11 protein-coding genes are annotated in these 14,743 nt (G+C 71.0%); 3 read left to right on the top strand and 8 right to left on the bottom strand.

The window, feature by feature from the left end; all coding sequences use genetic code 11:
• Window positions 1–65: 65 nt before the first annotated feature.
• Together ACWGIS_RS29885 and ACWGIS_RS29890 are read right to left on the bottom strand one after the other, a co-directional pair.
• Window positions 66–2,681 carry an ABC transporter permease/substrate binding protein gene (locus tag ACWGIS_RS29885; RefSeq protein ID WP_453365585.1) on the bottom strand — a complete coding sequence of 872 codons (2,616 nt, stop codon included), beginning with the start codon at window positions 2,679–2,681 and terminating at the stop codon, window positions 66–68.
• On the bottom strand, window positions 2,674–3,762 hold the full coding sequence (locus tag ACWGIS_RS29890; protein ID WP_453365586.1) for a quaternary amine ABC transporter ATP-binding protein: 1,089 nt from the start codon (window positions 3,760–3,762) through the stop codon (window positions 2,674–2,676). Before ACWGIS_RS29890 ends, ACWGIS_RS29885 begins: the two co-directional genes overlap by 8 nt.
• Window positions 3,763–4,038: 276 nt before the next feature.
• Between ACWGIS_RS29890 and ACWGIS_RS29895 the strand changes: the two genes are divergently transcribed.
• The 3 genes from ACWGIS_RS29895 to ACWGIS_RS29905 all read left to right on the top strand — a co-directional run bounded on the left by ACWGIS_RS29895 (window position 4,039) and on the right by ACWGIS_RS29905 (window position 6,920).
• Entirely contained in the window at window positions 4,039–4,968 is a 930-nt protein-coding gene (locus ACWGIS_RS29895; RefSeq protein ID WP_453365630.1) for a 5'-3' exonuclease, read from the top strand.
• A gap of 60 nt (window positions 4,969–5,028) precedes the next feature.
• Window positions 5,029–5,868 carry a siderophore-interacting protein gene (locus ACWGIS_RS29900; protein WP_453365587.1) on the top strand — a complete coding sequence of 280 codons (840 nt, stop codon included), beginning with the start codon at window positions 5,029–5,031 and terminating at the stop codon, window positions 5,866–5,868.
• Window positions 5,869–5,981: 113 nt separating this feature from the next.
• The gene (locus ACWGIS_RS29905) at window positions 5,982–6,920 is read left to right on the top strand and encodes an RluA family pseudouridine synthase (RefSeq protein WP_453365588.1); all 939 of its coding nucleotides are present in this window, start codon (window positions 5,982–5,984) and stop codon (window positions 6,918–6,920) included.
• On the opposite strand, the gene ACWGIS_RS29910 is transcribed toward ACWGIS_RS29905, so the two are convergent.
• From ACWGIS_RS29910 to ACWGIS_RS29935, 6 genes are all read right to left on the bottom strand, one after another.
• Window positions 6,914–8,407, bottom strand: coding sequence for a cytochrome P450 (locus ACWGIS_RS29910; protein ID WP_453365589.1), 1,494 nt, complete (start codon window positions 8,405–8,407; stop codon window positions 6,914–6,916). The two genes, ACWGIS_RS29905 and ACWGIS_RS29910, sit on opposite strands and share 7 nt — an antisense overlap.
• Before the next feature lie 66 nt (window positions 8,408–8,473).
• A complete protein-coding gene (locus ACWGIS_RS29915; protein WP_453365590.1) occupies window positions 8,474–9,094 on the bottom strand; it encodes a GTP-binding protein in 621 nt (206 codons plus the stop codon).
• Entirely contained in the window at window positions 9,075–9,485 is a 411-nt protein-coding gene (locus tag ACWGIS_RS29920; RefSeq protein WP_453365591.1) for a DUF742 domain-containing protein, read from the bottom strand. Before ACWGIS_RS29920 ends, ACWGIS_RS29915 begins: the two co-directional genes overlap by 20 nt.
• A complete protein-coding gene (locus ACWGIS_RS29925) occupies window positions 9,482–9,889 on the bottom strand; it encodes a roadblock/LC7 domain-containing protein (protein ID WP_355782039.1) in 408 nt (135 codons plus the stop codon). Before ACWGIS_RS29925 ends, ACWGIS_RS29920 begins: the two co-directional genes overlap by 4 nt.
• The gene (locus ACWGIS_RS29930) at window positions 9,886–11,478 is read right to left on the bottom strand and encodes an ATP-binding protein (RefSeq protein WP_453365592.1); all 1,593 of its coding nucleotides are present in this window, start codon (window positions 11,476–11,478) and stop codon (window positions 9,886–9,888) included. The genes ACWGIS_RS29925 and ACWGIS_RS29930 overlap by 4 nt, the downstream gene beginning before the upstream one ends.
• Before the next feature lie 397 nt (window positions 11,479–11,875).
• Complete coding sequence (locus ACWGIS_RS29935; RefSeq protein WP_453365593.1) at window positions 11,876–14,734, bottom strand: DEAD/DEAH box helicase; 2,859 nt, start codon at window positions 14,732–14,734, stop codon at window positions 11,876–11,878.
• Between the last annotated feature and the right edge of the window lie 9 nt (window positions 14,735–14,743).

The raw sequence follows: 14,743 nt of genomic DNA on the forward strand, positions 1-14,743 counted from the left end.
CACGGGAGCCGTGCGGCGAGACCCACCCCTCGACGACCGGCCTCGGCCGGGCGCGAAGCCCGCGTTTACTGCGGGGTCATCCGCTCCACCAGGTCCGGGTGGTCCTTGAGCCACGCGGCGACGGCGTCCTCCTCGTGCCCCTGGCCGCGGTCCTTGATCTCGGCCTCCAGGCTGCCGAGTTCGTCCTCGCTCATCCTGAAGTTCTTGATCCACTTCGTGAGCTGCGGATACCGCGCGGGGAACTTCTCGTTGGTGATCGTGCGGATCGTGTTGCCCTCGCCGAAGAGCTTCTTGTCGTCCTTCAGCTTGGTGAGGCCGTACTGGCTGTAGGCCCAGTGCGGGGACCACAGGACGACGGCGACGGGCTCCTTCTTGGCGTACGCGCGCTTCAGCTCGGCCAGCATCGCGGGCGTGGAGCCGTCGACGACCTTGTACTCCTTGTCCAGGCCGTAGCCGGGCAGGACCTTCTTCTTCAGGAGGTTCATCTCGCCGGTGCCCGGCTCGATTCCGATGATCTTCCCGTCGAAGGTGCCCGCCTTGCCCTTGAGGTCCTCAAGGGACTTCACGCCCTTGACGTACGAGGGCACGGCGACCTCCAGCGACGTGGGCTCGTACCAGGTGCCCAGGTCCTTGAGGTCGTCCTTGTGCTTGTCCCAGTAGTTCTTCTGCGCGTAGGGCAGCCACGCGTCGAAGTTGACATCGAGGTCACCGCTCGCGAGGCCGGTGTAGACGGGGCCGACGTCCATCTGCTTGAGGTTCAGCGTGTAGCCGCGCCGGGCCAGGACGTTCTTCCAGAGGTAGGTGACGGCGACGTCCTCGTCCCAGGGGAACCAGGCGACGTTCACCGCGCGCTTCGCCTCGGCCGGGGCGTCCGAGGCGCTCTTGACCGGGGCCAGCTTGTCGACGACACCGGGGTTCCGCTTCAGCCAGGCGCGCACGGCGTCCTGCTGCCTGCCCTTGCCCGCCTTGTTGATCTCCGCCTCGAGACCGGTGAGCTGCTTCTCGGTCATCCGGAAGTCCTTGAGCCACTTGGCGACGACCGGGTCGCCCTGGGCGAAGCCCTTGCGGGAGAGGGTGTGCACTCCGTCGCCCTTGCCCCAGGCGCCCTTGGGGTCCTTGAGCTTCTTCAGCCGGTAGTCGCTGTACGCCCAGTGCGGCGACCACAGGGTGACGGCGACCGGCTTCTTCTTGGCGTACGCGCGCTTCAGCTCGGCCAGCATCGCGGGCGTGGAGCTGTCGACGACCTCGTACTCCTTGTCGAGCCCGTACTCCTTGAGCACCTTGCTCTTGAGCAGGCCCATCATCCCGGCGCTCGGCTCGATGCCGGTGATCCTGCCGCCGAACTCGTCCGCCCGGCCCTTGAGATCGGCCAGGGAGTCGATGTCCTTCATGTACGCGGGCACGCTCAGCTCCAGGGACGTCGGGCCGTACCAGGACCCCAGGTCGTCGAGCTGCTCGCCGTACTTCTTCCAGTACTCCGCGTGCGTGGTCGGCAGCCAGGAGTCGGTCTGGAAGTCGATGTCGCCCTGCGCGAGGGAGGTGTAGAGCGGTCCGGCGTCGAACTGCTTGGTGTCGACCTCGTAGCCGCGCTCCTCCAGGATCTCCTTCCACAGGAAGGTGGAGGCGACGCCCTCGTCCCAGGGGATGTAGCCGATGGTGATCTTCTTGCCCTGGCCGACGTTCCTGCCGTCGGAGGCGGCGGTGGTGCCGTCCCCGGACCCGCCGAAGACGCCCATGCCGCCCGCGACCAGCGCGAGCACGACCACTCCGACGACGGCGACGGCCGGGCGGGGGCGGTAGGACCAGAGGGTGAGTCCCCGCGCGGCCCGCAGCTTGGCGGCGGCGCGGCGGCCGAGCGGCGAGACCTGGGTGCCCAGGGCGCTCGTCATGCGGTCCAGGTAGATGGCGAGGATGACGATGGCGACACCGGCCTCGGAGCCGAGGCCCACGTTGAGCTGGCCGATGGCCTCGTTGACGTCGCCGCCCAGACCGCCGGTGCCGACCATGCCGGCGATGGCGGCCATGGACAGGCCCAGCATGATGACCTGGTTGACGCCGGCCATGACGGTGGGCAGCGCCAGGGGCAGCTGGATGCGCAGCAGGGTGTTGCCGGGTGTGGTGCCGAACGCGTCGGCTGCCTCGACCAGTTCCTTGTCGACCTGGCGTATGCCGAGCTCCGTCATCCGCACGCCGGGTGCCAGCGCGAAGATCAGGGTGGCCACGATGCCCGCGGGGGCTCCGGTGCCGAAGAAGAGGATCGCCGGGATGAGGTAGATCATCGCGGGCAGCGTCTGCATGAAGTCGAGGACCGGCCGGACCAGTCCGCTGACCCGGTCGGAGCGCGCCGCCCAGATGCCCACGGGCACGGAGATCACCAGGGCGATGAGCGTGGCCACGAGGACGAGCGACAGGGTCACCATCGCGTCCTCCCACAGTTCGAGGGAGTCGATGAAGGCGAAGCCCACGAAGGTGAGGACACCGGCGGAGGTGCCGCGCAGCCAGAAGGCGATCACGGCGAAGATACCGGCGAGGAGCAGCGGTTCGGGGGCCTGGAGGACGGCGTCGATGCCGTCGAAGGTGCCCAGGAAGACCGTCTTGAGGAAGTCGAAGAGCCACGACATGTGGTTCAGCAGCCAGTCGACCGCGTCGTTGACCCAGTCGCCGAAGGGGATCCTAGGCACCGGCCTTCACCGCCTGGACGCCGGTGCCGCCCGGGGTGCCGCAGGACGCGGGCTCCCCCTGCTGGTCGCCGAGGAAGCCGACGAGCCGCTGCCGGGGTACGACGCCGACCAGCCCCCGCTTCCCGTCGAGCACCGCGACCGGGTGCGACAGCCGGGCGCTGATCGCGCACAGCTCGGTGAACGAGGTGTCCGGCGTGGCGGTCTCGCAGGAGCAGTCCGCCTCGTCGCCGTGCACGTCCGTGTCCATCACGGATTCCGCGGTGAGCACCCGGGAGCGGTCGACGTCCTGGGTGAAGGAGGCGACGTAGTCGTTCGCGGGGCGCACCAGGATGTCCTCGGCGGTGCCGGTCTGGACGATGCGGCCGTCGCGCATCACGGCGATCCGGTCGCCCAGCCGCATGGCCTCGTTGAGGTCGTGCGTGATGAAGACGATGGTCTTCTTGAGCTTCTTCTGCAGCTCCGTCAGCTGGTCCTGCATGTCACGCCGGATCAGCGGGTCGAGCGCGCTGAAGGACTCGTCCATCAGCAGCAGATCGGCGTCGGTGGCGAGCGCGCGGGCCAGGCCCACGCGCTGCTGCATGCCGCCGGACAGCTCGTCGGGCCAGGAGTCCTCCCAGCCGGCGAGGCCGACCAGTTCGAGCGCCTGCCCGGCGCGCTCCCTGCGTTCGGCGGCCGGCACGCCCTGGACCTCCAGGCCGTAGGCGGCGTTCTCGCGGACGCTGCGGTGCGGGAACAGCGCGAAGTGCTGGAAGACCATGCTGATCTTCCTGGAGCGGACCTCGCGCAGGGCCCGCGGGCTGAGACCCGTCAGGTCCTGGCCGTCGAAGCGCACCTGTCCGGAGGTCGGCTCCAGCAACCCGTTGAGCATGCGCAGCAGCGTGGACTTGCCCGACCCGGACAGGCCCATGACCACGAAGATCTGGCCCGGTTCCACCGTGAACGAGGCGTCGATCACGGCGGCGGTGGCGCCGTTCTCCCGTAGTTCCTCGCGGTCGGCTCCCGCACGGAGCCGTTGCACCGCCTCTTCGGGTCGTCTGCCGAACACCTTGTACAGATGTTCCGCTTCCAGCCTGGATGCCACGGGCGCCTCTCATGTCGAAACAACGACGGCCCGCCTCCCCCGCCGGCGGGCCGTGGAGCGAGGCGGGTTCTGTCCGCACGGCCGGATGGCGTTCGTCAGCAGTTGTTGAAGATGCGACCGGCTTGCTCCGGCCCGGCACCTGCCCTTGCTTGTGCGAGCCAAACGCGGGAGTGGCCCAGTTCACAGCGCGTCCACGTTTCCCCTGTAGAGGGGCCTCGCGCCCCGCCGGGGCACCGGGCTCCGCGCGGCCGGTGACTGTCGGTGGCGTACGGCATGATGCGGAGGGTGACCAGACGCCTGATGCTGCTCGACACCGCCTCCCTGTACTTCCGGGCCTACTTCGGGGTCCCCGACTCGGTGAAGGCACCGGACGGCACCCCGGTGAACGCCGTGCGCGGACTCCTCGATTTCATCGACCGCCTGGTCAAGGACCACCGGCCGGACGACCTGGTGGCCTGTATGGACGCCGACTGGCGACCCCAGTGGCGGGTCGACCTCATCCCGTCCTACAAGGCGCACCGGGTGGCCGAGGAGCGCGCGCTCGGCCCGGACGAGGAGGAGGTGCCGGACACCCTGTCGCCGCAGGTCCCCGTCATCGAGGCCGTGCTCGACGCGCTCGGCATCGCCCGCGTGGGCGTCGAGGGGTACGAGGCGGACGACGTGATCGGCACCTTCGCCGGGCGCGCCACGGGCCCGGTCGACATCGTCACCGGCGACCGCGACCTGTACCAGCTGGTCGACGACGACCGGGGCATCCGCGTCCTGTACCCGCTCAAGGGCGTCGCCTCGCTCCAGCTCACCGACGAGGCGTGGCTGCGCGAGAAGTACGGGGTCGACGGCGCGGGGTACGTGGATCTGGCGCTGCTGCGCGGCGACCCCAGCGACGGGCTGCCGGGCGTCCCGGGCATCGGGGAGAAGACGGCCGCGAAGCTGCTCGCCGAGTTCGGGGACCTGGCCGGCATCATGGCCGCGGTCGACGACCCGAAGTCCCGGCTGACGCCGTCGCAGCGCCGCCGCCTGGACGAGGCGCGGCCCTACGTGGAGGTGGCGCCCAAGGTCGTCCGGGTCGCCGGGGACGTTCCGCTTCCGGACGTCGACACCGCGCTGCCGCACGCGCCCCGCGATCCGTCGGCTGTGGCGGCGCTGGCCTCGCGCTGGAGTCTGGGTGGATCCCTGCAGCGGCTGCTCGCGACACTTCAGGAGTGAGGTGTTAACTGGGAGCAGATGCTAACTTAGGTAAGCCTAAGCACCGACTGGGAGGCCGTCATGGCAGAGCGTCCGGCACGCAGGACCCCGAAGCCCCACTCCGCGCGTGTCGTGCGGACCGAACGCCTGACCCCGCACATGCAGCGGGTCGTGCTCGGCGGCGACGGCCTCGCCGACTTCACCGTGGGCACCTGCACCGACCACTACGTGAAGCTCCTGTTCGGGGCGGAGGGCGTCACCTACCCCGAGCCGTTCGACATCGAGCGGATCCGCGCGGAGTTCCCGCGCGACCAGTGGCCCGTGACCCGGACGTACACCGTGCGCCACTGGAACGCCGAACAGCGCGAGTTGACCCTCGACTTCGTGGTGCACGGCGACGAGGGACTGGCCGGCCCCTGGGCGCTGCGCGTCCAACCGGGTGAAGTCGTACGGTTCCTGGGCCCCGGCGGTGCCTACGCCCCGGACGCGAGCGCCGACTGGCACCTGCTCGCCGGCGACGAGAGCGCGCTGCCCGCCATCGCGGCCGCGCTGGAGTCCCTGGCCGACGGAGCCGAGGTCCGGGCCTTCCTGGAGGTCTCCGGACCCGAGGAGGAGCAGAAGATCGACTCCGACGCGGAGATCGTCTGGCTGCACCGGGGGGACCGGCCGGTCGGCGCGGCCCTGGTGGAGGCCGTGCGCGCCCTGGAGTTCCCGCGGGGCCGCCTCCACGCCTTCGTGCACGGCGAGGCGGGCTTCGTGAAGGAGCTGCGCCGGATGCTGCGCGTCGAGCTCCAGATCCCGCGCGAGGACCTGTCCATCTCCGGGTACTGGCGGCTCGGGCACAACGAGGACGGCTGGCAGGCCTCCAAGCGGGAGTGGAACGCGCAGGTCGAGGCGGAGCAGGAGCGGACCTCCGCCTGACGGCCGGACGGGACCCCGACGGACCCCGGGCACCCGCCCCGACCCCGGCGCCCTCCTCGACGCCCGGGTCCGTCACCGAGCGGCCCCCACCGTGCCTCGTACGATTGACCGCGATGAGACGCAAGCCCCGGATCCCGCCCTCCCCCCTGCCGCAGCGCGCGGGGGTGGATCCCGTACGGATCAGGCTTCCCCAGGGCGGCTGGCCCACCGTGCGCGAGCACCTGGTGGAGCGGCTCGCGGCCGGGGACGGCGTGATCGACGCGATGCTCGGCGACGGGCTGATCGTCGGGGCGGACGGGCGGCCCGTCCGCGCCGACACCCCCTACGCGCCGGGGATGTTCGTGTGGTTCCACCGTGACCTCCCCGACGAGGAGCGGGTGCCGTTCCCCATCGAGGTCGTCCACCGCGACGAGCACATCGTCGTGGCCGACAAACCGCACTTCCTCGCCACCACCCCGCGCGGCGGCCACGTCGCCGAGACCGCCCTGGCCCGGCTGCGGCGCGAGCTGGGCATCCCCACGCTCGGTGCCGCACACCGCCTGGACCGGCTGACGGCCGGCCTGGTGCTCTTCACCGTGCGCCCCGAGGAGCGCGGCGCGTACCAGACGCTCTTCCGCGACCGGCTGGTCCGCAAGGAGTACGAGGCGGTGGCCCCGTACTCCCCCGGCCTGGAACTGCCGCGCACCGTCCGCAGCCGGATCGTCAAGGAACGCGGTGTGCTCACCGCCCGCGAGGTCGAGGGCGAGCCGAACGCCGAGAGCCGGATCGAGCTGCTCGAGCACCGCGCCGCGCTCGGCCGCTACCGGCTCGTCCCCGCCACCGGCCAGACCCATCAACTGCGTCTGCACATGAGCGCGTCGGGCGTGCCGATCCTCGGCGACCCCCTCTACCCGGTGGTGACCGGCCCCGTCCCGGCCGGCGACTTCCGGCGCCCGCTCCAACTGCTGGCGCGGACGCTGGAGTTCACCGATCCGGTCACCGGCCGCGCGCACCGGTTCACCAGCGGCCGGGTGCTCGGCGCCTGGTCCGCCCCCGACGACTGGGCTCAGTAGCCGCGCCACCAGCGCAGGAACCGCTGCCAGGCGCCGAGCCCGTGCGCCGGCTCCCGCTGCTCCGGCTGCGCGCTCCACGCCGTCTCCGGTACGGGCGCGGAGGCCGGGTCGGGCGCCGTCTGCCGCGGCTCAGGCGGGGCGGTCGTGACCTGCCAGCCCGGCCGGGGCGCCGGCACCGGATGCGCGGCGGGACGCTGCTGGACGTCCTGCTGCGCCTTGGGCGCGAACTGCACCGGCAGTTCGACAAGGTGCCGCGAGGCGATCGAGGACGTCCAGCGCAACTCGTGCTCCTCGCACGCCAGTTGCACGTCCGGCAGGCGCATCAGCAGCGCGTCGACGCCGGTGTCGGCGATGGCCCGGCCGATGTCCTGGCCCGGGCACTCGTGGGGCCCGCCGCCGAAGGCGAGGTGGGAGCGGTTGCCCTGCATGTTCGCCGCGAGGTCGGGGCGCACATGGGGATCGACGTTGCCCGGGGCGATGCCGAAGAGGAGTCCGTCCCCCCTGCGGATGCGCTGGCCGCCCAGCTCCGTGTCCTGCTTGGCGAAGTAGGCGAACACCGTGCTGAACGGCGGCTCGTCCCACAGCGACTGTTCGACCGCCTCGGGCACCGTCATCTGGCCGCCGCTGAGCTGCGCGCGGAACCGCGGGTCGGTGAGGACCATGCGCAGCACGTTCGCGATGAGGTTGGCCGTGGCCTCGTACGCCGCCATGAGGACCAGCCACAGGTGTTTGGTGACCTCGTCGTCGGTGAGCCCCGCCGGGTGGCTCATCAGCTGGCTCGCGAAGTCCTCGCCGGGAGTCTCGCGCCGGCGTTCGGTCAGCCGCTCCAGGGCGCCCATGACGTAGGCCTGGCTGGCGATGGCCGTGTCGGTGCCCCGGAGCATGTCGCGGGTGGCCTGCACGATCCGGTCGTTGTATTCCTCGGGCATGCCGAGGATCTCGCACATCACGGCCATCGGGAGGTGCTCGGCGAACTGGCTGACCAGGTCGGCGGTGCCCCGTTCGCAGAACTCGTTGACCAGCTGCTGGGTGAAGCGGTTGATGTGCCGGCGGATGCCCCGGTGGTCGATGGTCGACATGGCGCCGGTGACCGCGCCGCGTAGCCGCAGGTGCTCGTCGCCCTCGGCGTGGGAGCAGATCGGCTGCCAGGTGATGTGCGGGGCGAGCGGGTGGTCGGGGCCCGCCGTGCCGTTCTGGACGGCGGTCCACAGGCGGCTGTCGCGCGCGTACTGCGAGGGGGTGCGCACCATGTGCAGGTTCTCGCCGTGGCCGAGCACCACCCAGATGGGGACGTCGTTGTGCAGCAACGCGGGTGCCACCGGGCCGTGTTCGGCACGGAGCTTCTCGTACAGCGCCGACAGGTCCTCCGCCTCGGGGCCGTACAGCCGGCGCAGTCCGCCGGGGCCGGTTCCGTGGGCGGGGCACCCGGGCGGCGGGCCGAGCGCGGGGTCGTCCATACCGGTCAGGGAGTGGGATTCAGACGTCACGGTGGTGGCTCCGAGGCTGAAGTGGGTCTGCTGTCAGGGGGGTTGGCGGGTGTGCGCGCAGGCGGGCTACACGGACGTCGACGTCATCGTCAGCGAGTGCAGGAAGCGCATCAGCGTCATCAGGACGTCGCGGCTGGAGGCGCGGCGCCGGGCGTCGCACTTCACGATGGGGATCTCCTCGGCCAGGTCGAGCGCCGTCCGCAGGTCCTCGACGGGGTAGCGCGGCGCGTCCGGGAAGTCGTTTATGGCGATGACGAACGGCACGCCGCGCTCCTCCAGGCGGCCGATGACGTCGAAGCTGACCTCCAGCCGCCGGGTGTCGACCAGCACGACCGCGCCGAGGGCGCCCTCGAACAGGCCGTTCCACAGGAACCAGAAGCGTTCCTGGCCGGGCGTGCCGAACAGGTACAGCACCAGTTGTTCCGTGATGCTGATGCGCCCGAAGTCCATGGCGACGGTGGTGGCCGTCTTGGTCTCCGAGCCGTAGTTGTCGTCGACTCCGATGCCGGCCTGCGTCATGGTCTCCTCGGTGGTCAGCGGCCTGATCTCGCTGACGGAGCCCACCATGGTCGTCTTGCCGACTCCGAAGCCGCCCACGATCACGACCTTCACGGCGGCCTGCGCCGTGTGCGGCAGATGGTCCTCGGCGCGAGGGCCCGTGAGGGTGTCAGAGCTTTTGAAGTCCATGCATCACCGCTTCGAGGAGGGAACGGTCGGGGAGCGCCGAACGGACGATCGGGGCGCGCGCCTGCACCAGTTCGGCCGCCAGCAGCTCGGTGAGCAGGACGGTCACCACGCTGAACGGCAGATTCAGATAGGCCGAGATCTCGGCCACGGACAGGGGGGCCGTGCAGAGCCGGAGCAGCGCCGCCTGCTCGGGCTGGAAGTTGGGCGGGGGCGTGTCGGTGTGCGCCACGATGAGCGTCACCAGGTCGAGCGAGGCGCGCTCACCGCCCTCGCCACCGCCCGTGAGCACGTACAGCCGCTCCGGGATCTTCTCGTCCTGGCCCGCTTTCTTCACGGGCTCGGGAGGCTCTTCTTCCTTGGGGTGGCGCCGCCGGCGTTGCGGAGGAGTCATACGGTCTGCCCGTTGCGCCTGGGCGGACTCGTCAGATGTGCTCCGATCCGTACGACGAGGTCGCGCATGCGGTTGCTCATCAGCCCGGCGTCCACGGTCTGGTCGGCCAGCACCGCGAGATAGGCGTTGGCTCCGGCCGACATGAGGTAGAAGTAGCCGCCGTCGATCTCGATGATGACCATGCGCATCCGGCCGTCGCTGTCGGGGATCTCCCCGGCGACGGCTCCGGCGAGGCTCTGGAGCCCCGCGCAGGCGGCGGCCAGGCGGTCGGCGGCGTCCGGGTCGCCGCCGTAGCGGGCGATGCGCAGGCCGTCGGCGGAGAGCACCACGATCTGCTGGGTGCCCGGGACGCCGTCGGAGAGCTCCTTGAGCATCCAGTCGAAGTTGGCTCGCTGCTGGATCACTTGAGGTCCCCCTCGTCGTCGGCCTCGACACGGGCCGGCTGGTTGGTCGTGGCCGCGGCGGCCTGATCGGGGTCACCGCCCTTGAGTCCGTTCATGAACGCCTCGACCCACAGGCCCGGTTCGGGTTCCTTCTTCTCCGGGACGGGCTCGGGTGCCCAGGCGGGCGCCGCCGCCCGGGCCGCCTCGGCGGCGGCCTCCGCGGCCCGCGCCTCGGCGACCCGCTGGCTGAACGAGACCTTGACGCGGCTGCGGCGCTGCGGGAGCCCGTTGGGCGCCCACTCGGTGACCTGGGGGGTGTCGTCCTCCATGGCTGCGTCCAGCGGTGCGGGGACGCGGGGTCCGGTGGTCGGGCGGCGCTTCTTGGGCTTGCGGGCGGGCCCCTCGACGCCGCCGGTGTCCATGCGGGGCACGGAGGCCGCGCCGATGCCGTGGGCGAGTCCGGGGGCGTCCCCGGTGGTGAGCATGTCGCGCGGCACCACGAGGACGGCGCGGACGCCGCCGTACGCGGACTGCCGGAGCGAGATCTGCATGTTGTACATCTGCGAGAGGCGTCCGACGACGGCCATGCCGAGGCGCGGGGTCTCGCCGAGGTCGTTCAGGTCGATGCCGGCCTGGGCCATCCGGAGCATGTTCTCCGCCCGGCCGCGGGCCTCCTCGCTGAGGCTGACCCCGCCGTCCTCGATCTCGATGGCGATGCCGGTCTGCACCTCCACGGCGGTGACGTGCACCTTGGTCTGCGGGGGCGAGTAGCGCGTGGCGTTGTCGAGGAGTTCGGCGCAGGCGTGGATGAGCGGCTCGACGGAGACGCCGTTGACGGCGACCTCCGCGATCGAGTGGAGTTCGATGCGGCGGTACTCCAGGATCCGGGACATCGCGCCGCGCAACACGCTGAACAGCGGTACGGGCTTGGGCCACTGGCGTCCGGGACGGCCACCGCCGAGCACCGCGATGGAGTCGGCGAGGCGGCCGATCAGGGCGGTGCCGTGGTCGATGCGCAGCAGGTCGTCGAAGACCTCGGGGTTGCGGCCGTGGTCCTCCTCCATCTCGCGGAGCTCCTTGGCCTGCTGGTGGACGATCGCCTGGACGCGCCGGGCGATGTTGACGAAGGCACGCTGGGCGGAGTCGCGCAGCGCCGTCTCGTGGTCCACGATGTCGAGCACGGCCTTGATCAAGTCGCGCTGGGACTTGGGGAGTTCGCGGTAGCGCGGGTCGACGTCGACGTAGGTGCGCATCACCCCGGAGGGCGATTCCCCGCCGCGCAGCCGGTGCAGCGCGGTCGGCAGGAGTTCGGCGCCGAGGTGCACGATCTCCTGGTCGTGGCCGGCGATGCGCTGCTCCAGCAGCGCGGTCCGGTGCGCGAGTTCGGCACGCAGCGCGCGGGTGACGCGGCCGCGGCGGACCGCTTCGGCGCCGGACACGATCACCAGGAGCGTGGCCACGGCACCGCACCAGCCGACGGCCGTCCGGGCCGGCTCCGCCACCAGGGCGACGGCGGCCCCGGAGACCGCGGCCATCAGTATGGCCGGCAGCAACAGCACGCGCGCGTAGGGAAGTTCACGGCCACCGGGAGGCGATTGAACACTCACCATGTATGCCCTCTGAGACAAATCGGCTGGGGTTTGGGGGGATTGTTCGGGACCTTCGGAACTATGGGGAACAAGCGCACGAATACGTCCCAACTCGGTGCGCTGCGGGCGAGCTTAGTCCGACCGGATCATCGCGGAGTCATATTCGGCAAGCCCCTGAATTCGCCTGCGGAACAGGAGTACTCTCAGCCCCATTTACACGCTCAGGCTCCATTCGCACACGGTGTGTGACCACGCACAGGCATGCGAAAACCGTCCCGCCAGGGTCCGGCAGCTGACCTCGGCCGCTCTCGCCCTCTCCGTCGCCCTCGAAGAGCGGCCCCGCCCGTCGGGCCCCGGGAAGACGGAAGCGCCGCCCCCTCGCGGGGACGGCGCACCGTACGGCGGGGACGACGGCCGGCTACCCGACCGAGGAGTAGGCCACGACCCCGCGGAGCAGTCCGTCGACCGCCTTGCGGGCGTTCTTCGCGACCGTCGAGGTCTGCCCGGAGACCGGCGCGGCAGCCGAGATCTGGCCCAGCACGTCGATGACCTGCTTGCACCAGCGCACGAAGTCACCGGCGGGCATCTCGGCCTCGCGCAGCACCTCGTCGAGGCCCTTGCCGGACGCCCACTGATAGGCGGCCCAGGCGAAGCCGAGGTCCGGCTCACGCTGGCCGACGCCCTCGGTCTGCCTGATCCGGAAGTCCTCCTCCAGGCCGTCGAGGCGGCCCCAGATGCGGACCATCTCGCCGAGCGCCGCCTTGGCCTTGCCGGACGGCACCTTCGGCGCCATGGCGTCGTCCCCGACCCGGGACTCGTACACCAACGCGGAGACGCACGCGGCCAGTTCGGCCGGGCCGAGGCCCTCCCAGACACCGGCGCGCAGGCATTCGCTGGCCAGCAGGTCGAGTTCGCCGTAGAGCCGGGCGAGCCGCTTGCCGTGCTCGGTGACCTCGTCGCCCCGCAGGTAGTCCAGCTCGGTGAGCAGCGCGACGATGCGGTCGAAGGTGCGGGCGATGGTGTTCGTCCGGCCCTCGATGCGGCGCTCCAGCTGCGAGGTGTCGCGCAGCAGCCGGTGGTAGCGCTCGGCCCAACGGGCGTGGTCCTCGCGGTCGCTGCACCCGTGGCAGGGGTGCGCCCGCAGAGCGGTCCGCAGCCGGGCGATCTCCCGGTCGTCGGCCGCGGCCGAGCGCTTCTTGTGCAGCCGGTCCGGGACGATGTGCCCCGCCTTGGTGCGCAGCGCGGAGGCCAGGTCCCGGCGCGACTGCGGCGAGCGCGCGTTGAAGGACTTCGGGATCCGCATCCGCTCCAGCGCCTCCACGGGCACCGGGAAGTCGATCGAGGCCAGCCGCTTCACCTGGCGTTCGGCGGTGAGCACGAGGGGACGCGGCCCGTCGACGTGCTCGAAGCCCCGGTGGCCGTTGGACCGCCCGGCGGGCAGGCCCGGATCAAGCACCAGGGCCAGACCCGCGTACTTGCCCGTCGGCACGTGGATGACGTCGCCCGGCTTGAGCCTCTCCAGGGCGACGGCCGCCTCGGCCCGGCGCTGCGCCGCGCCCTGCTTGGCGAGCTCGGTCTCGCGGTCCTTGAGCTCCCGGCGCAGCCGCGCGTACTCCTCGAAGTCCCCGAGGTGGCAGGTCATGGACTCCTTGTAGCCCTCGAGACCCTCCTCGTTGCGCTGCACCTGCCGGGAGATGCCGACGACCGACTTGTCCGCCTGGAACTGGGCGAACGAGGTCTCCAGCAGCTCACGCGAGCGGTGCCGGCCGAACTGCTCGACCAGGTTCACCGCCATGTTGTACGACGGCTTGAAGCTGGAGCGCAGCGGATACGTGCGCGTGCCCGCCAGCCCCGCCAGGTGCTCGGGGCTGCTGCCGCGCTGCCACAGCACCACCGCGTGGCCCTCGATGTCGATGCCGCGGCGCCCGGCGCGGCCGGTCAGCTGCGTGTACTCACCGGGGGTGATGTCCGCGTGCTGCTCGCCGTTCCACTTGACCAGCTTCTCCAGCACCACCGAGCGGGCCGGCATGTTGATCCCGAGCGCGAGGGTCTCCGTGGCGAAGACGGCCTTGACCAGACCGCGCACGAAGAGCTCCTCGACGACCTCCTTGAAGGTCGGGAGCATGCCCGCGTGGTGGGCCGCGATGCCCCGCTCCAGGCCCTCCAGCCACTCGTAGTAGCCGAGGACGTGCAGATCCTCCGTGGGGATGGACGCCGTGCGCTCCTCGACGAGCTCGCGCACCCTCGACCGGGCCTCGTCGTCGTTCAGCCGCAGGCCCGCGTACAGGCACTGCTGGACGGCGGCCTCGCAGGCCGCGCGGCTGAAGATGAACGTGATGGCGGGCAGCAGTCCCTCCGCGTCGAGCCGCTCGATGACCTCGGGCCGGCTCGGCGTCCACACCCGCGAGCGCTGCCGGCGCTCGCGCTCCCGGTCGGCCTCGCGCATGGCGCGGCCCCGCTTGCGGTCCTGGTAGGACGGACGGCTCGCCTCCATCCGCGCCAGGCGCGTGAGGTCGGGGTTGACGGCCTTCTTGTGGCCCTCCCCCTCCTCGAAGAGGTCGTACATCCGCCGTCCGGCCAGCACGTGCTGGAACAGCGGGACGGGCCGGTGCTCGGAGACGATCACCTGGGTGTCGCCGCGCACCGTGTCCAGCCAGTCGCCGAACTCCTCGGCGTTCGACACGGTCGCCGAGAGAGACACCAGCGTCACCGACTCGGGGAGGTGGATGATCACCTCTTCCCAGACGGCGCCGCGGAAGCGGTCGGAGAGGTAGTGCACCTCGTCCATGACGACGTAGCCGAGGCCGCGCAGGGTCTGCGAGCCCGCGTAGAGCATGTTCCGCAGCACCTCGGTGGTCATCACGACCACCGGGGCGTCGGAATTGACGCTGTTGTCGCCGGTCAGGAGCCCGACCTTGTCCGCGCCGTACCGGCGGGCGAGGTCGGTGTACTTCTGGTTGGAGAGCGCCTTGATGGGGGTGGTGTAGAAGCACTTCTTGCCCTGCTGGAGGGCGAGGTGGACGGCGAACTCGCCGACGATCGTCTTGCCCGAGCCCGTGGGCGCGGCCACGAGCACACCCTTGCCGGCTTCGAGCGCCTGGCAGGCCTCGATCTGGAAGGGGTCGAGGCCGAAGTCGTACATCTCGCGGAAGGAGGCGAGCGCGGTGGCCTGCTCGGCAGCGCGCTTCCGTGCTGCCGCGTACCGCTCGGCCGGTGAGAGGTCCTCTGTCATCGTGCTTTCGAGACTACCGGCCCCCACCGACAACCGGACGATCATTATGCGGAT

This window comes from Streptomyces sp. NPDC054842 (assembly GCF_053611025.1).